This is a genomic window from Bacillus sp. FSL E2-8900, assembly GCF_037966225.1.
Taxonomy (GTDB): domain Bacteria; phylum Bacillota; class Bacilli; order Bacillales; family Bacillaceae_G; genus Bacillus_A; species Bacillus_A cereus.
The window spans coordinates 3,309,999-3,327,831 of sequence record NZ_CP150193.1; the positions used below are offsets into that span (position 1 = coordinate 3,309,999).

The window sequence follows — 17,833 nt, forward strand, 5'->3', positions numbered from 1 at the left end:
TACCATCTTCAATAGAAAAATCCTTGTTTTCTCACAAGGATTCCTCTAGGCTACTATTTCAGAAAAATAATCGTTTGTCAACGAGAAATGGATATGTATTCCAAGATTACACATTCCAAACCTTTATTATGATCCAAATGATCAAGATCCAAAATGGGATTACAAATAACAATCCCCAAAAACAGCCTTTAAAAAATCTCATGATGAACACCTCGTTCATCGGCCCTACTTATCTATAATGAGGGCTGAATCAATCTTTCTACCTTTAAATCTATACTATTTTGTCATCGCATGTTCTACTTTAATACAACGATCCATTATTACAGTATAGTCTTTTTCTTTTAAAAGTTTATATGTATCCTCATCTTGTACTCCTAATTGTGCCCAAAAAACATCTGCATCAATCTCTACAAATTCTTTTGCAACATCCATTAAAAACTCTGAGCGACGAAATACATTTACAATGTCAACGTGTTCCTTAATATCCTTTAGTGAAGAAACTGCCTTTTCTCCGAGCACCTCATCTACTGTTGGATTAACTGGAATAATGCGGTATCCAGCATCTTGCATTGCTTTTGAAACCATATACGATGTACGTTCTGGCTTATCTGATAATCCAACAACCGCAATTGTTTTGCTTTTCTTTAACACTTCACCAATTTCCGTACGAGTTGGGTTTTCAATTGTCATAATTAATCCCTCCTATTCCTTTAGTATAGCCGATAAAGAAAGTCTCTTTCAATATGAAAGAGACTTTCTTTTATTTCGATTATTGATTCTTTGTAGCTGAATTATCTGCTAAAGTAGCCGATTTCGTCATTTTTTGACCGTTACGGTAGAATGTAACTTCTACTTTCTCGCCTACTTTTTTCTTTTCATATAAATATTTACGGAATTGAAGAGCATTCTCTACTTTTTGATTATCTAATGCTACTACAATATCATATTGCTCTAAACCAGCTTTTTCAGCTGGTGATATTGGGTAAATTTTACCTAATACAATGCCGTTTGTTACTTCTTTCGGTACTTTCAATTGATTGACTGCATAAGCTTGCACATCTTCTAGTGAAACAACACCTACTCCAAGAGCTGGACGTTTTACTACTCCATCTTTTTCAAGAGATTCAATAACTGGTTTTGCGATGTTAATTGGAATAGCAAATCCAATTCCTTCAACTTCTTGTTGTGCAATTTTACTTGAATTAATCCCAATTATTTCACCATTTTGGTTAAATAATGCACCACCACTATTACCTGGATTAATCGCTGCATCCGTTTGAATAACTTGTGCTTGCCAATCTGGTCGTTTATCCCCATCAATATCAACCGGAATTTCGCGTTCTTTACTACTGATTATACCTTCCGTTACACTTCCATCAAATCCAAGTGGATTACCGATTGCAATGGCTTTTTCACCCGCACGAAGTTTACTTGAATCACCTAAAGTGGCAACTTTATTTACATTAGATCCATCAATTTCAACAACCGCTAAGTCTAACCAAGGGTCCTTACCAACTAATTTCGCATCAACTTGCTTTCCGTCGCTCAGCTTCACAGCAAGTTTATTTGCTCCATCTACTACGTGGTTGTTTGTTACAATATATGCTTTATTTCCTGCTTTTTTATAAATAACACCTGATCCTGAACCGGCTTGTTGTTCTTGACCTGTCGGTTGCATTGCAAATGGATCAACACTTTGTTGCATATTAATAACACCTACAACAACATCTTTCGCCCCTTCAATCATACCAGGTAAATCAGTTTCATTTTTCGCTTTATTTACAACAGGAACTACAGTACCTTCTACTTTTGAATCCGAACTAAATGATGATACTGGCGCTCCATTATTTTGAGCCCATGGCATATATGGTGCTGCAAAACTAATCGAAACCGCTCCGACTACAGCTCCCACTAAACCTGTGAAGAAATAGCCTTTTTTACTACCTGATTTTCTCACTTCTCTCGTTTCACTATGCTCTTCATTTAAATTTGGTCCGTCGTAATATCCCATGTTTTATTTCCCCTCTCTGGTGAATTCGTATTTTCAGTATAGTCACGTTTTGTGTCCTTCTTGTGAACTCATCGTGAAATCCAATTAAAAAAATACACTTATCTAACATTGTAGACAAAAAAAGTATTTTTTGTACATTTTACCTTCAAAAGAGAGTATAAAATTACCATTTCCCTAGGCTAAATTACACAAATCGTTCTAGATTATTCTTCAAATTTATAACCAACTCGAATAACAGTACCGATATGCTTCGCTTTATCTCCTAGCTTATTTCGAAGTTTTTTAATATGGGTATCAACCGTTCGGTCATCACCGTAATAGTCATATCCCCATAACTGGTCTAATAAATGTTGACGTGATAACACAATTCCTTTGTTCTCCATTAAATACACAAGAAGTTCAAATTCTTTATGTGTCAATATAATTTCTTCTCCATCTACTAAAACAGTTCTAGATAGACGATTCACTTCTATTCCAGCTAAAGACATAGCATTTTCTTCCGCTACTCCTACCGCACCATCCGCACGTTTCAATAACGTCTTTGCGCGAGCTACTAATACTTTCGGGCTAAATGGTTTCGTTACATACTCGTCTGCACCTAATTCGAAACCTAGCAATGTATCATCCTCATCCGAACGTGCTGTCAACATAATAATTGGTACTGCTGATTCTTTTCTAATTCTTCTACAAACAGACCATCCATCTATTTCCGGTAACATAATATCTAACATAATTAAATCAATTTCATGCTCTGCAAATAACTCTAACGCTTTTTTTCCATCTTCTGCTTCGATTACTTCAAAGCCTTCATTACGAAAATAATCACTAACAATTTCACGTAATCTTCTTTCATCTTCAACAAGCAATACTGTTTTATTCATATAATCTATCCCGCCTTTTTACTCTTTCAATCGAATAATACGTTGATTGGAGCTTCCGCGAAATGGAAGTGTTAAATCTTTTTCCTCAATTTCAAACCTTCCATCGACTAAAACATCCCCATAATGTAACAACTCTATCATATCATTATTTTGAGAACTCTGTATCTCTTCTAACGTATAACCTGTATACATCCATAGGTTTTTTTTCAAATCTTTCACGATTTTTGCTACCATTTTCACTTCAGCAGCTTGAAAAAATGGATCTCCACCTGAAAATGTTACATCAGTTAATGGATTACTTGCAATCTCTTTCACAATTTCTTCTACTGTCATTTCCGTTCCGTTGCAAATATTCCACGATTTCGGATTGTGGCAACCAACGCAACGATGCGGACAGCCCGCAAAAAACACGACTGTCCGCAATCCTTCTCCATCTACTACACTATCATGAATAATATTCATCACTTTCATTTATGTTTCACCCGATCTATCTCTTCACTACGTTTCGCACTATTCCACTTTGACATATCTCCTACAAGATAGCCTGTTATACGGCGAATTCTTTCTATATTAGCCTCATCTTCATTCCCGCAACTTGGACATTCATTCCCAATAACCCCGTGATAACTACAGCACTTACAACGGTCAACAGGATGATTAATTGAACCGTATCCAACGCCATGTTCTGCCATGGCTTGTACAATTTGTTTTAATGCCTTTTTGTTATGCATTGCTGCTCCGTCTAGTTCAATATAAGTAATATGTCCCCCGTTACATAGAGCATGAAACGGGCCTTCTAAACGGATTTTATTTATCGCTTGAATGTTATAATAAACTGGAATATGGAATGAATTCGTATAGTAATTATGGTTCGTTATACCGCTAATCACGCCAAATTCTTTTCTATCTTTTTTCACAAACTTCCCTGATAATCCTTCTGCTGGAGTTGCAATTACTGAGAAATTCAGTTGATGTTCTTCTGTCGCTTTATCCATTCTATCTCTCATAAAGGAAATAATTTCATACCCAAGTTTCCATGATTCTTCATCTTCCCCATGATGCTTTCCTGTTAAAGCTACTAAACATTCCGCAAGACCGATAAAACCAATACTTAACGTCCCTTGTTTTAAAATCGAGGCTACGGAGTCTTCAGGCTGCAACGTTTCTCCACCACGCCATACACCTTGTGAATATAAAAACTGAAAATCTCTTGCTCGCTTCGTACATTGATACGCAAATCTTTCTAATAACTGCTTAATTCCTAAATCTAAATAATAGTTTAGCGCTTCAAAAAACGCTTCTTTTGAACCACTAATTAACGCTAATTTCACTAAATTAATAGACGTAAATGATAAATTCCCTCTACCAATCGCTGTTTCTTCTCCATGTATATTAGACATAACACGGGTACGACATCCCATGTAACATACTTCACTTTCTGGTCTTCCATCATAATGTACTGCATTAAACGGAGCATCTAAAAATGAAAAGTTAGGGAACAATCGTTCAGCCGTTGTCTCTAATGCTAATTCAAATAAATCGTAGTTCGGATCACTTTCTTCAAAATTCACACCTTTTTTCATCTTGAAAATTTGAATCGGAAAAATCGGTGTCTCCCCTTTACCAAGTCCAGCTTGTGTCGCTTTTAAAAGTTGTTTAATTAACATTCTTCCTTCTTTTGATGTATCTGTTCCATAATTAATAGAAATAAACGGTACTTGTCCTCCGCCCCTACTATGCATACTATTCGAATTATGAACGAAAGCCTCACACGCTTGATACGTATCATTTTCCGTTTCTTCCCATGCAAATTCTTCTATTTGTTCTTTCGTAAGCGGATATGATTGTAATCGTTTTTTATGTCTCTCAATTGTTTTTCGTACATAAGGTGCTAAATCAATATCAAAGAGTGCAAACGATTGACCACCATGCTGCATATTTTGATTCGCTTGAAAAATAATAGACGAAAGAGCCAATGCACTTTTAATGTCTTGCGGTTGTCTCATATGTCCATGTCCAGTATGAAAACCATTAGCAAGCATTTGCGCTAACGGAATTTGTGAACAAGTCGTCGTTCCTGTTGCATAAAAATCTAAATCATGTGGATATAATATATTTTCATTTATGGCTTTTTTCACTTGATCTGACAATAAATTCTCAACAGCATAATATTTTGCACTCTCAGATGCGAATGTTCCCATTACGCCCATTGGAGAGCGGCCGTCTACATTTGCATTTTCTTGCATCAAATCTTGTTCATTGCCGTGGACTATTGTCTCAAACACTTTCATTAATTCTTCTTCTCCACGTGTATTATTTTGTAACATTTATAACCCTCCACCAATATGTTGTTATCTTTTGATTAAAATGTTACTACATATAGTCTTACTGTTTCTGTGAGAAATGTAACATTACTGTGAAATTTTTTTCACGAAATAATGAATTTTTCATTTACAAAAAAGAAATGTGCTCTTTACAAATGTATGGTACAATATACGGGAAAAACTCTTTTTACCCTTTATCAACACATTTGAATAAAGGAGACTGAACTTATGGTTACTACATATCTTTTATTTATCGTTGCCTACTTACTTGGCTCGATTCCATTTGCACTAGTTGTTGGAAAAATCGGCTACGGAATCGATATTCGTGAGCACGGGAGCGGTAATCTAGGCGGAACAAACACATTCCGCACATTAGGGAAAAAAGCAGGTTTTACCGTTACAATTGCTGACATTTTAAAAGGGACATTAGCAACAAGTCTACCAATGATTTTCGGGTTAGATATTCATCCACTATGGTTCGGGTTAGCGGCTGTTCTTGGACATGTCTATCCAATCTTCGCGAAATTCCGCGGTGGTAAAGCAGTTGCAACTTCTGCTGGGGTGCTATTATGCTATTCACCAGTTGTTTTTGCAATATTGGCTGTTGTATTTTTCACCCTTTTATTTACAACAAGATACGTATCACTTTCTTCTATGGTAACAGCAGTTGTTGCTGTTATTGCATCCATTGTTAGCGGGGATAAAATCTTCATTATTGCGATGTGTTTATTAGCAGGTATGGTTATTTATAAACACCGTGCAAATATCGGACGAATTATAAATAAAACTGAACCAAAAGCAAACTTTTCAAAAAAGCAAAAATAAGATCGCAACCCACATAACGCAAAAAGAAAACGTGAAGCATATTAATAGCGTCTTTTTGCGTTATTTTTTATACTAAAGAAAAAGCAACATAATTTGGAGGAACTATACATGAATCTTTCCGTAACAAAAGAAGCAGCACAATGGTATAAAACTGAATTAAACTTACAATCAAATGAAACACTACGCTTTTTCGTACAATACGGTGGTTGCAGTACTGTTCAAAAAGGACTTTCTTTAGGTATTCGTAAAGATGATCCTGCACATCCTGCTGTTCAAATTCAAGAAGAAGGTATTAATTTCTTTATTGAAGGCGATGATGAATGGTTCTTCGATGGACATAATTTATCTGTTACACTTAACGAAGGTGACGACTTCCCACAATTTAATTATGAAAAATAAAAAAACGTGGCTTCTGCCACGCTTTTTTATTTTTTCTTAATTTCCTCATATTTCGCATACCACTCAGGATATAACTTTTTAAATGATACAGGGCGGAACCCTTCTTTTTTCGCACAAATATTCGTTGTGCTTGCAGTAATACACAGTTCACCATCACCATTATATATTTCATATCCATATACAACGCGAAGTGGGCTCACAGTATCTACCCATGTTTTTACGATTGCTTTTTCTCCGTAACGCATCGCTTTACGGTATGAAATTTGTAAATCTAACACAGGAGAAATAATTCCTTCTTTCTCCATTTCAACATATGAAAAACCTAAATCTTGTATAAGTTTCGTGCGACCTAACTCAAGCCACACTAAGTAGTTTGAATGGTAAACAACACCCATTTGATCTGTTTCCGCATAACGGATTTCAACTTCATGTTCTGCTACAAACATATGTATTCGCCTTCTTTCACTTCTGCTACCTTGCATACATTTAATCATAATACAGTGACATCAAAAATAAAATAAAAATAGTGAATCTTTTCCCGAAAGGAGCCAGCATATGATTCAAATTGTAACGGTTCGTAGTGGTGATAGCGTATATAGCTTGGCATCAAAATATGGATCAACACCTGACGAAATAGTAAAAGACAATGGATTAAATCCAGCTGAAACGCTCGTTGTCGGTCAGGCACTTATCGTTAATACGAAAGGGAATAATTATTATGTACAGCCTGGTGACAGCCTATATCGAATTTCTCAAACATATAATGTCCCCCTCGCTAGTTTAGCTAAAGTTAATAATTTATCTTTAAAATCTATTCTCCATGTCGGACAACAATTATATGTACCAAAAGGCACAAAACGAGCTGTAGAATCCATCGCTTATTTACAACCTTCAACTATACCGATTAAAGAGAGTTTAGTTAATGCGACACGCGCCATCAATCCATTTTTAACATACTTAGCCTATTTTAGTTTTGAGGCAAAAAGAGATGGCACATTAAAAGAACCTACTGAAACAGCTAAAATTGCTAATATTGCAACGCAAGGTAAAACAATCCCTATGCTCGTTATTACAAATATTGAAAATGGTAATTTCAGTGCCGATCTAACATCAGTTATTTTACGCGACGCAACGATTCAAAACAAATTTATTACTAACATTTTGCAAACAGCTCAAAAATATGGCATGCGAGACATTCATTTCGATTTCGAGAGTGTAGCACCTGAAGACCGCGAGGCGTATAATCGCTTTTTACGAAATGTAAAAACACGCTTACCTAGCGGGTACACATTGAGCACAACTCTCGTACCGAAAACAAGTTCAAATCAAAAGGGAAAATTTTTCGAAGCTCACGATTATAAAGCGCAAGGGCAAATTGTTGATTTCGTCGTCATTATGACATATGACTGGGGATGGCAAGGCGGTCCACCGATGGCGATTTCTCCTATCGGTCCAGTGAAAGAAGTACTTCAATATGCAAAATCTCAAATGCCTCCACAAAAAATTATGATGGGGCAAAATTTATACGGGTTTGATTGGAAGCTTCCATTTAAACAAGGAAATCCACCCGCAAAAGCAATTAGCTCTGTCGCAGCTGTTGCACTAGCTCGTAAATATAATGTCCCTATTCGTTATGATTTCACAGCCCAAGCTCCTCATTTTAATTATTTTGATGAAAACGGCGTGCAACACGAAGTTTGGTTTGAAGATTCACGGTCTGTTCAAAGTAAATTCAATTTAATGAAAGAACAAGGTATAGGTGGTATTAGTTACTGGAAAATCGGTTTACCATTCCCACAAAATTGGCGTTTACTCGTTGAAAATTTTACGATTACGAAAAAGGGCTGACAAAAGTCAGCCCTTTTTGTACATTTTGTTAAGATTCATCTTTGATTTCACTTTTTAATGAGTCAATACTTTCTAAACGTCTTTGATTTTTTGCTTCAATAGCAGCACGATCTTTTTCATTAGAAAGTTCCGCTGTTTCTTTTGCTTCATTAAAGTTATCAACTGTATTTTGCACCATTTCTTGTAACTTTTCAGCGTTGTCACTTCGATTATCTGGATTTGGCATGTACTTCCCTCCTAATATTGTATATACACACCATCTTAAATTACCTATCTTTCCTCAAATTTATACATAAAAAAGGAGAATGTAATATTCTCCTTTTCTTTAACCATTATCAACAATCGGTTGTTTACCTGTTTGATCTTGCATTTGCTTTCCTTTATTTCCACCAGCTTTTTTCGATTGTGTTCCAATATGATTTGGTGCAAAGTCTTTTGAATTTTTTTTCGGATTACCCATTACTATCGCCTCCTTAACACTAGTATCGTACTAGTGTTAAGAATTATTCAGCTTGCTTAAAAAGTTTCATTTCATAACGTTTTTCAATGCGCTCTTCAATGCGATCAATTGCATCACGATCGCTTAATAATTGTTGTTTATTTTCATTTACAAGTTCTTCAAACGATTTACGGCGACTTCTTCTCATGTTGTTCACCCTCTCTCCTTCGCTTTCTTATTACATAGTATGAGCAAACAAAAAACTCTTTAATCAGATTTGCAAGAAAATTTTATGTTTTAGTACTCCTAAAAAAACTCCGTGTACAATATATTGCACACGGAGTTTTTTATACCATAATATTTAAATACTCTTTCAACTTTTCATCTGCATTCATTTCATTTTCTTTATAATCATGAAGCGCCTGTAATACAAAATCATACTGCTCTAAAATATAACTTTCTAATTTCATAACATCCTCTAAGCTATTAAGCATAATTCTCGTATTACCAACTTCACTTTTTAACGCCGGTTCACATTTTAAACTTGTACATATTTCTTTCACATCTTCTTCTAATATCTCTGTTAATACATATTTCTTTCGCCCTTTTACCTTTACTCTCATAACTGGATAAAAAGCTTTTATATCTAAATAACTTCCTACATTCATACAACGTAGCCATTCTACATTACGTTTATTACGTGCAAGCATTTCTTTCACCGCTTCGTATACTACGATTTCATCAAGTGAGACCTTATTTACTTTTCTCTGTCCTTCTTCTTCAATAGCTGCACACTTTTGATAAACAGCAGCACACGTAATGCAATCGTCAAATGCATTATGAGAGCTTAAACGAATTCCAAGCATTCGCTTTAACGTTTCAAGTTTATGATTAGGCGCCTGCTTCATGTATTTCTTCGCTAAAAATACAGTATCAATTACTTTATTTTTAGGTTCAGGTAGCCCTAGCATATTTACATTACTTTTCAAAAAGCGCATATCAAAAGAAGCATTATGGGCCACAATAACATTTGTATGTAAAAATGCTAAAAATAAAGGTAATACCTCTTCAATCGTCGGTGCATCTGAAACACGATAATTGGTAATACCGGTTAAACTCGTTATTCGGTCCGGAATTGGCCGCTCTGGATTCACGTATGAAACAAATTGATCTACCAGTTCATGATTACGATATTTCACCGCTGCAACTTGAATGATTTTATCATTATAAGGGTTAAATCCTGTTGTTTCAAAATCAATTACAACATAATCTAACGGTAAGGATACATTCCCCACTCCATACACTCCTTTATCTCTAAACGATTATATTTCTTACATCATATCATGAAGTTATTACTACTTGAAAAAGAAAAGGCAGAAATGGGAACTCTCCACCTCTACCTTTTCACCATTATTTTAATTTAGCAACCCTTTTCTCCATCTCTTTTTGCGTCATCGGCCCAATAAACTTATCTTGAATGACACCTTTTGTATCTATAAAATACGAAGTTGGAATCGTAATTACTTTATACGCTGTTGTCACATCAATGTTCTTGTCCAATAAAATAGGAAAAGTAATTCCTTTTTCTTTAGCAAAATTGCTTACCTTTTCTTCCCCCCCACCTTTTTCTGAAGGCGTATAGTTGATTGCTAAAATTTCTACGTTTTCTTTATGTTCTTTATAGAAAGCCTCCATATCCGGCATTTCTTGTTGGCAAGGTCCACACCACGTTGCCCAAAAGTTTAAAATCACTTTCTTTCCTTTTAAATCTGATAGCTTTACATTCGTTCCATCTAACTTCGTTAATTCGAAGTCTGGCGCACTCTTCCCTATTTCAATACCATTCCTTGCGATAATCTCTTTCATCGCAGCTTCACTTTTTTCTTGCTTCACTTTTACCGCCTGCTCTTTATTACCAAACTGTTCATAAGCTGCGTATCCCGCTAAACAAAGTAACACTACAATAATCGTAAGCTTCCGCCACATTTTATATCACCCTAACGTATTATCTTCTTTTAACACATTCATCAAAATACTATATATCTTATTTTAGCTTATACGGACAAGCTTGGAAATATTCACATTCTAAATAATCAGAATTTTTATAACTGTGATGAAATTTTTACCTTTCCATCATATAATTAGAAATAAATAGAATATTTTACAATGAAAGGAGCTCTCATGAATTTATTTGAAAAAATACTTCTATATATTCTTAGTTTTATATTTTCCCCAATCGGAATTATCACATGGATTATCTCACTATTTAGTAAAGACCCTGAAAAAAAACAAGTTGGACGTATTTGTCTCTATATCGCATTAATCTCATTTATCCTTTGGGCAGGCCTCGGCATTATTACTTTTTTCACGATGACTACCATTACTACTATAGAATAGTTATAGAAAGGATGATTATTTTGGGAGAACACCCTATCACCAAAGAGCTACGCTATATACGAATATGCTTAGTTATTTTAGTAATCGTTCTTTTATTTTTCAACAGTGAAAAAGTCGTTGAAATTTCTACAAATCATGATTCCATAGAAAATGTTCCCACCAGTAATATGACACAAATTGCGGAAAATACATTCGCTATTCAAGAATATAATCCATTACTAAGTAGCGAACATACAATTAAGATTTTCAAATATAATCCAGATACAAATCAACTTACTCTCGTCAAAGAAGTTAATTCTAGTGATCCGAATTCTTATACTTATCAACTTAATGAGAACGAATAAAGTGAAACTTTAATCAGCCCTCACCAATCGGGCTGCCCGGCAAATAGCTGAATAAAGATAAGGGCATTACATATCTCTTATCTTTTTGTTTGCAACTCTTTGTACAATGAGTTGCAATTTAATAATTCTCTAGGATTCCCACATTCCACAATAGTCCCATTCTTTATGACAACAACACAATCTGCTATCATCGCTCTCTCTACATCATGTGTTGCCACAATTCTCGTTACATCTCTTCCTATCCCTTCAATCATATTCCAAACCAGTTCTTGATTGCCTGGATCTAACCCAGCCGTCGGTTCATCTAAAATAATAAGAGTTGGATTTGATACAATCGCTCGCAATAATGCGAGACGTTTTCTTTCGCCTCCTGAAAGCTCTTCACCGCTTTTATGTAGCACAGTTTGACTCCCTTCAGGTAACCCTCTAATAATCGGCGTTACATTTATAAGTTCACTATTTTTTTCTAACTGATTTTCTAAACACTCTTCCCCGAAATACATATTCTCTGTTACCGTCGTTCGGAAAAAACGTGGTTCTTGCCAAACTGTAGTCATACGAGCTTCATTACCATAATAAGCAATGCTACCGTTAGATGGTTTATACAAGCCCGTTATTAACTTTAAAAGCGTTGTTTTTCCTGCACCGCTTTCTCCCACAATAATAACGAGTTCACCAGGACGAATTTGCAAATCAATATTACGAATTCTGCATTTCTCTTCGTCATTCTCCTGAAATGAAACATTTGTTATCCTGATACCCATCGCTCTTTCTACATTGTTATCTGCTGCTCGTTTATTTAAAAAGCAAAAAGTTCTATTTGCCGAAGCGACTGCAACTTGTGTCATTATTAATAAATCGCCCACATAACGGACAGGGAAAAAGAGCATCTCAATTGTCGCTAACACTGCAATGAGTGAACCAACTTCTATTTCTCCCCTCATTATTTTTTGTGCACCTATAATGAGAACAAGGATATATGCTCCTGTTTCAATCACCGTTCCAACTACTCCAATACAATGTTGCATCATCGTCTTCTTTACTTCCGATTTATACGATTGTGCCGTTACTCTTTTAAATAAGCGAATTGCCCATTTTTCTTTTTGTAAACTCCGCAAATCTTGTATCCCCTTTACAAACTGTGACACCATCTCTACAACACTTGAGTGATTTTTTTGAGCAACGCTTGCAATATCTCTTACCTTTTCTCCCATCAGTATTGGAACAATTGTACTTAAAAATAAAAACGGAGTTACCCACAATATAAACTGTATATCTATATGTTGTAGTGCTATGAAAGCTCCAATAAATTGGGCAATAGCGTGTATATATTCTATTAATATAGAGCCATATAATCTGACCCAGTTCGGAATATCAGACACGACCAAAGTTTCTAACTCTCCTTGCTTAATCTTCTCACTCTCTTCAAACGGTAATGAGAAATAGTGACGCAATAATTCTATACGTTTCGTTTGTAATATACGTTGACTCGCTTTTGAACTTATATAATCAAATAAAAGATTGTTCGCCCACATTAAAAAACGACTACCCGCAAACAAAGCTATATATAAATACGCACCTTTTAGCTCTCTTTGAATAAGATTGTCTACAATTAATCCCATGAAAATTGGGCGTGATAAATTTAAAATGGCAGCAATTATCCCACTACATACAGCTGCTATTACTAATATTTTCTCTTGTCGTAACGGCAACAATATTCTTTTATACTCTGTCATGACGTTTCCTCCATTTTTATAGTAAAAAGAAAGGGATGAAACCAAATGGTTTCATCCCTTTCCATAAAATAAGGAAGCTAACTATTGTTAGCTTCCTTATTGTTCATTTCAATTATTTAGTTCGACACTTTTGATTCTTCAATTTTCTCACGAAGAACCATTTGCAGAATACCACCGTGACGGTAGTAATCAATTTCAACTTCACTATCGAAACGAGCTACTACTTCAAATTGTTTTTCGTTGCCATCTAAATCAGTTGCAACTACTTTTACAAGATCACGTGGTCTAACTGATTTGTCGATTTGAATTTCAAATGACTCGTTACCAACAAGACCTAACGTTTCAGCACTTTCGCCATCTTTAAATTGAAGTGGTAATACACCCATTAACACTAAGTTACTGCGGTGAATACGTTCGAAGCTTTCTGCGATTACTGCTTTAATACCTAATAAGTTAGTACCTTTCGCAGCCCAGTCACGAGAACTTCCCATACCATAATCTTTACCAGCAACAACTAGAAGACCTGTGCCATCTTCTTTATATTTCATAGCAGCATCATAGATTGATGTTACTTCACCAGTCGGCCAGTATGTTGTATATCCGCCTTCTGTTCCTGGTGCAATTTGGTTTTTAATACGGATGTTCGCGAATGTACCACGCATCATAACTTCATGGTTACCACGACGAGAACCGTAAGAGTTAAAGTCAACTGGTTGTACGCCGTTTTCTAATAAGTAGCGTCCAGCTGGTGTGTGCTTACCGATTGAACCTGCTGGTGAAATGTGGTCTGTCGTTACAGAGTCACCAAATTTACCAACTACACGTAAGCCTGATAACGTTTCAACTTCACCTGGTTCTTTAGATAAACCTTCAAAGAATGGTGGGTTTTGAATGTATGTTGAATCATTATCCCAAGTATATAAAGCTTCGTTTGAAGTTTGGATTTCATTCCAACGCTCATTGCTGTTAAATACTTGTGCATATTCTTTCTTGAACAGTTCAGATGTAACAACGCTTTGAACTACATCTTCAATTTCTTTAGCTGATGGCCAAATATCGTTGAAGTAAACAGCATTGCCATTTGCATCTTTACCGATTTCATCATTTTTCAGGTCAATATCAACAGTACCTGCAAGTGCATATGCCACAACAAGTGGTGGTGATGCTAAGTAGTTTGCTTTTACAAGTGGATGAATACGACCTTCAAAGTTACGGTTACCAGATAAAACAGATGTTACTAGTAAGTCGTTTGCTGCGATTGCTTCTTCTAATTCTGGCGCTAATGGACCAGAGTTACCGATACAAGTCGTACAGCCGTAACCAACTGTTTGGAAACCTAATTGATCTAAATATGTTGTTAAACCAGACTTATCTAAGTACTCTGTAACAACTTTAGATCCTGGTGCTAATGATGTTTTTACATACTCAGGTACTACAAGTCCTTTTTCAATTGCTTTCTTCGCAACTAGACCTGCTCCAATTAATACGTATGGGTTTGATGTATTTGTACAGCTTGTAATTGCTGCGATTGCAATTGCACCTGTTTTCATCGTTACTTCTTTATCTTCTAATGTAACCTTCACTTCTTTATCGAACTCTTGCTCATTAAATCCAAGTCCTTGTGTTCCAACTGGTGCTACAACAGCTTTATGGAACGCATCTTTCATATCTGAAAGTGGAATTAAATCTTGTGGGCGTTTCGGTCCAGAAAGGTTAGATTCAATTGTATTTAAATCAATTTCAACAAGATCAGTATAGATTGGATCTTTACTGTCTGCTGTATAGAATAAACCGTTCGCTTTACAGTATTCTTCAACAACGCGAATTTGTTCTTCATCTCTACCTGTTAAACGTAAGTATTCTAATGAAATATCATCGATTGGGAAGAATCCACAAGTTGCGCCGTATTCTGGTGCCATATTTGAAATTGTTGCACGGTCAGCTAAAGGCATGCTCTTTAGTCCATTACCGAAGAACTCAACAAATTTACCAACTACACCTTTTTGACGTAATACTTGTGTTACTTTTAATGCAACGTCTGTCGCTGTAGTACCACTTGGAAGTGTACCAGTTAATTTCACACCGATTACTTCAGGTACTGGGAAGTATGAAGGCTGTCCAAGCATTCCTGCTTCTGCTTCAATACCACCAACGCCCCATCCAAGAACGCCGATACCGTTAATCATTGTTGTATGTGAGTCTGTTCCAACTAATGAATCTGGGTATGCAACTAAGTCACCTTCAGCATTTTTCACAGCATGAACAACTGGTGCTAAATATTCAAGGTTTACTTGGTGTACAATACCTGTAGCTGGTGGAACCGCACGGTAGTTATCAAATGATTTCTGTGCCCAGCTTAAAAATTTATAACGTTCTTCATTACGTTTAAACTCTAAGTCCATGTTGAATGCAAGCGCGTCTGCCGTACCCGCTCTATCAACCTGTACAGAGTGGTCAATTACAAGGTCTACAGTAATTTCAGGATTAATTTTGTCAGGATCTCCGCCCATGTCTGCCATTGCTTTACGAAGCGAAGCCAAATCAACAACAGCTGGAACACCAGTGAAATCTTGTAAAATTACACGAGATGGTTTAAATGGAACATCGATATCTTGAACATCTTTCGTTCCCCATTTCGCTAAATTTGTAACATGCTCTTCTGTGATTACACGTCCGTCTACTTGACGAAGTACTGATTCAAGTAAAACTTTCACGGAATATGGTAATTGAGATACGTTGCCAACCCCTGCATTTTCAAGCGCTTTCAAATCATAATAATGATACGTTTTTCCATCTACTTCAAAAGTTGCACGTGATTGAAATGGATTATGTTTGACCATTATGTTTCCCCCCTGTTAAACGTGACTAAGTTGTCTGAATATAAAATGTAGACAAACTTTTCAATACCTTACGATAATATCTTATTACAACTTTCTAAATAAGTAAATAATAAGAAACTTATAGATTATCATAAGTTTTCTTTATGTTTCTAAATTTGAATAGCTTTCATGCTCCTTATGAATACTATTATCATAAAGTAAAGTGCTCTATCCGCGGTTTACTTACAGTTCGTACATACTATGAACTGCTCATCATTCAACATACAAAAAATGTTATAGAGGTGAAATAAAATGGGTAAAAGAAAAGCAAATCATACTATTTCAGGAATGAATGCTACATCTGCACAAGGACAAGGAACTGGTTACAATGAAGAATTTGCAAACGAGCCTTTAACTCCAGCAGAGCGACAAAATAATAAGAAACGTAAAAAGAACCAGTAAAGAAAAATCCCAAAAGGTCTATTTTCCTTTTGGGATTTTTTCTAATGTTTATAACGTAGTAATTCCGAAACCGTTACAAATCGATAGCCCTGCTTTTTCAGCTCAGGTAAAATTTTTGCTAGTGCTGCTACCGTTTGACTACGATCATTTCCTCCATCATGTAACAATACAATATCGCCACTTTTAGCATTTTTCACTACATGATTTACAATGGATTCAACCCCTGGATTTGCCCAATCACGTGGATCTTGATGCCACGACCATAGAACAGTTTGATAACCAGCTTCTTTTGCTGTTTTAAATACAGCGTCGTTAATATATCCGCCAGGAGGACGGAATAACAAAGGTTCTTTCACCCATTTTTCAAAAAATTTCTTTCCATCTAAAATATCATTTTCTAATTTTTCATCTGATGAATTACTCGCATACAAATGATTCATCGTATGATTTCCAATTTCATGTCCCTCTTTTAACACTTGTTTCACTAAATATGGATTGCGCTGAACTCGAAATCCAATCATAAAAAATGTCGCTTCAGCCTTATATTGACGTAATAAATCTAAAACTTGTGGTGTATACGTTGGATCTGGTCCATCATCAAATGTAATTGCAATAATTTTTTCATTATTAGGTACTTCCCATGTTACATAACCAGTTGGTTCTAACTCTTTTCTGAGCAACATTTTCGCTTCCACTTTTTCCACTTGAAATATATGTACTGCACATAGCAAAGAAAAAACTAATAGAAAAATTTTCTGTTTTAGCATAACGTTTACTAAAGCAGCAAGGTTGTCGAATAAACAACAACCTCATTTACTTTTCTAATCGATCTACATTTCGCATTATATTTTGGAGATTATTTTCATATTGCTCAAGTTGTGGACGTTGTGTTTCTGAAGCTACCTCTAGTGCATTTTGAATTTGTTCATATGCTTCCTGAACCTCTTGGCGTAATTCTTTTAAATCATGACCGTAGTTTGGATCATTTTTCACAATGTTGTTAAATGCATTTTCTGCTTGTGTAACGCCTTGCTGCGCTGCTTGAAACGCTTGTTGTTTATCTTTATGATATGGCATTGTATAATCCCCTTTCTGTAATAGTTAGTCCCAATTATCTTTACCTTTTTTTCTAAAAACATTCTCGTATAAATTTGCAAACTTCTCTCATTCTAAAGAGGAAGAGGAGGTGTCACATACCATGGGAAAAAACAATCGTGAAGCGAAAGAAAAAAAAGGACAACCTGAACCATTAAGCGGATCTCATAAAGTAAAAAACCGTAACCATTCACGCCAAAAACATCATGCGCATCATGATATGTAAAACAAAAAGTGCACACTAGCTATCTTT

The 17,833-nt window shown here is 35.6% G+C and carries 22 protein-coding genes; 7 read left to right on the top strand and 15 right to left on the bottom strand.

The genetic code is table 11. The annotated features are described in order from the left end of the window. Window positions 1-276: 276 nt before the first annotated feature. From NST90_RS16795 to NST90_RS16815, 5 genes are all read right to left on the bottom strand, one after another. A complete protein-coding gene (locus NST90_RS16795) occupies window positions 277-690 on the bottom strand; it encodes a CoA-binding protein (RefSeq protein ID WP_000151390.1) in 414 nt (137 codons plus the stop codon). Window positions 691-769: 79 nt separating this feature from the next. Continuing rightward, entirely contained in the window at window positions 770-2,011 is a 1,242-nt protein-coding gene (locus tag NST90_RS16800) for a trypsin-like peptidase domain-containing protein (RefSeq protein ID WP_283748129.1), read from the bottom strand. 203 nt (window positions 2,012-2,214) lie between these two features. Then, window positions 2,215-2,892 carry a response regulator transcription factor gene (locus tag NST90_RS16805; protein ID WP_001044679.1) on the bottom strand — a complete coding sequence of 226 codons (678 nt, stop codon included), beginning with the start codon at window positions 2,890-2,892 and terminating at the stop codon, window positions 2,215-2,217. A gap of 18 nt (window positions 2,893-2,910) precedes the next feature. After that, complete coding sequence (gene nrdG / locus NST90_RS16810) at window positions 2,911-3,363, bottom strand: anaerobic ribonucleoside-triphosphate reductase activating protein (RefSeq protein WP_000867081.1); 453 nt, start codon at window positions 3,361-3,363, stop codon at window positions 2,911-2,913. Next, window positions 3,360-5,219 carry an anaerobic ribonucleoside triphosphate reductase gene (locus NST90_RS16815; protein WP_000940063.1) on the bottom strand — a complete coding sequence of 620 codons (1,860 nt, stop codon included), beginning with the start codon at window positions 5,217-5,219 and terminating at the stop codon, window positions 3,360-3,362. Before NST90_RS16815 ends, nrdG begins: the two co-directional genes overlap by 4 nt. A 225-nt stretch (window positions 5,220-5,444) precedes the next feature. Here NST90_RS16815 and plsY point away from each other — a divergent pair, with 225 nt between their 5' ends. Further along, the gene (gene plsY / locus NST90_RS16820; RefSeq protein ID WP_000258974.1) at window positions 5,445-6,041 is read left to right on the top strand and encodes a glycerol-3-phosphate 1-O-acyltransferase PlsY; all 597 of its coding nucleotides are present in this window, start codon (window positions 5,445-5,447) and stop codon (window positions 6,039-6,041) included. 108 nt (window positions 6,042-6,149) lie between these two features. Then, window positions 6,150-6,440 carry a HesB/YadR/YfhF family protein gene (locus NST90_RS16825; protein ID WP_001054455.1) on the top strand — a complete coding sequence of 97 codons (291 nt, stop codon included), beginning with the start codon at window positions 6,150-6,152 and terminating at the stop codon, window positions 6,438-6,440. A 26-nt stretch (window positions 6,441-6,466) separates the two neighbouring features. On the opposite strand, the gene NST90_RS16830 is transcribed toward NST90_RS16825, so the two are convergent. Continuing rightward, window positions 6,467-6,886 carry a thioesterase family protein gene (locus NST90_RS16830; protein ID WP_000495812.1) on the bottom strand — a complete coding sequence of 140 codons (420 nt, stop codon included), beginning with the start codon at window positions 6,884-6,886 and terminating at the stop codon, window positions 6,467-6,469. 109 nt (window positions 6,887-6,995) lie between these two features. Between NST90_RS16830 and NST90_RS16835 the strand changes: the two genes are divergently transcribed. Then, window positions 6,996-8,288 (top strand): glycosyl hydrolase family 18 protein, encoded by a 1,293-nt coding sequence (locus NST90_RS16835; RefSeq protein WP_000614858.1) that lies wholly within the window; start codon window positions 6,996-6,998, stop codon window positions 8,286-8,288. Between the two features lie 28 nt (window positions 8,289-8,316). On the opposite strand, the gene tlp is transcribed toward NST90_RS16835, so the two are convergent. The 5 genes from tlp to NST90_RS16860 all read right to left on the bottom strand — a co-directional run bounded on the left by tlp (window position 8,317) and on the right by NST90_RS16860 (window position 10,713). Beyond that, window positions 8,317-8,514 carry a small acid-soluble spore protein Tlp gene (gene tlp, locus NST90_RS16840; protein WP_001133511.1) on the bottom strand — a complete coding sequence of 66 codons (198 nt, stop codon included), beginning with the start codon at window positions 8,512-8,514 and terminating at the stop codon, window positions 8,317-8,319. Window positions 8,515-8,613: 99 nt separating this feature from the next. Further along, window positions 8,614-8,748: an acid-soluble spore protein SspN gene (gene sspN / locus NST90_RS16845; protein ID WP_000527987.1), complete on the bottom strand. Its 135-nt coding sequence runs from the start codon at window positions 8,746-8,748 to the stop codon at window positions 8,614-8,616. A 43-nt stretch (window positions 8,749-8,791) separates the two neighbouring features. Beyond that, a complete protein-coding gene (locus NST90_RS16850) occupies window positions 8,792-8,935 on the bottom strand; it encodes an FbpB family small basic protein (RefSeq protein ID WP_001254699.1) in 144 nt (47 codons plus the stop codon). Window positions 8,936-9,074: 139 nt separating this feature from the next. Continuing rightward, window positions 9,075-10,022 (bottom strand): 3'-5' exonuclease, encoded by a 948-nt coding sequence (locus NST90_RS16855; RefSeq protein ID WP_025710109.1) that lies wholly within the window; start codon window positions 10,020-10,022, stop codon window positions 9,075-9,077. Window positions 10,023-10,137: 115 nt separating this feature from the next. Beyond that, complete coding sequence (locus NST90_RS16860) at window positions 10,138-10,713, bottom strand: redoxin domain-containing protein (RefSeq protein WP_000269083.1); 576 nt, start codon at window positions 10,711-10,713, stop codon at window positions 10,138-10,140. Between the two features lie 195 nt (window positions 10,714-10,908). On the opposite strand from NST90_RS16860, the gene NST90_RS16865 reads away from it, so the two are divergent. Both NST90_RS16865 and NST90_RS16870 read left to right on the top strand, forming a co-directional pair. Then, entirely contained in the window at window positions 10,909-11,124 is a 216-nt protein-coding gene (locus NST90_RS16865) for a hypothetical protein (RefSeq protein ID WP_001047912.1), read from the top strand. An 11-nt stretch (window positions 11,125-11,135) separates the two neighbouring features. Continuing rightward, entirely contained in the window at window positions 11,136-11,468 is a 333-nt protein-coding gene (locus NST90_RS16870) for a YmzC family protein (protein ID WP_074555548.1), read from the top strand. A gap of 77 nt (window positions 11,469-11,545) precedes the next feature. Here NST90_RS16870 and NST90_RS16875 read toward each other — a convergent pair whose 3' ends face one another. Together NST90_RS16875 and acnA are read right to left on the bottom strand one after the other, a co-directional pair. Next, the gene (locus NST90_RS16875; protein ID WP_000141522.1) at window positions 11,546-13,204 is read right to left on the bottom strand and encodes an ABC transporter ATP-binding protein; all 1,659 of its coding nucleotides are present in this window, start codon (window positions 13,202-13,204) and stop codon (window positions 11,546-11,548) included. 116 nt (window positions 13,205-13,320) lie between these two features. Continuing rightward, entirely contained in the window at window positions 13,321-16,044 is a 2,724-nt protein-coding gene (gene acnA / locus NST90_RS16880) for an aconitate hydratase AcnA (RefSeq protein WP_000238564.1), read from the bottom strand. 291 nt (window positions 16,045-16,335) lie between these two features. Between acnA and sspO the strand changes: the two genes are divergently transcribed. Further along, window positions 16,336-16,485 (top strand): small acid-soluble spore protein O, encoded by a 150-nt coding sequence (gene sspO / locus NST90_RS16885; protein WP_000518058.1) that lies wholly within the window; start codon window positions 16,336-16,338, stop codon window positions 16,483-16,485. Window positions 16,486-16,526: 41 nt separating this feature from the next. Here the strand turns inward: sspO and pdaB are convergent, their stop codons facing one another. After that, window positions 16,527-17,252 (bottom strand): polysaccharide deacetylase family sporulation protein PdaB, encoded by a 726-nt coding sequence (gene pdaB / locus NST90_RS16890; protein ID WP_061665781.1) that lies wholly within the window; start codon window positions 17,250-17,252, stop codon window positions 16,527-16,529. 46 nt (window positions 17,253-17,298) lie between these two features. Continuing rightward, a complete protein-coding gene (locus tag NST90_RS16895; RefSeq protein ID WP_001146296.1) occupies window positions 17,299-17,562 on the bottom strand; it encodes a hypothetical protein in 264 nt (87 codons plus the stop codon). A 121-nt stretch (window positions 17,563-17,683) separates the two neighbouring features. On the opposite strand from NST90_RS16895, the gene NST90_RS16900 reads away from it, so the two are divergent. Next, a complete protein-coding gene (locus tag NST90_RS16900; protein ID WP_000517649.1) occupies window positions 17,684-17,806 on the top strand; it encodes a small acid-soluble spore protein P in 123 nt (40 codons plus the stop codon). The last annotated feature ends 27 nt before the right edge of the window (window positions 17,807-17,833 follow it).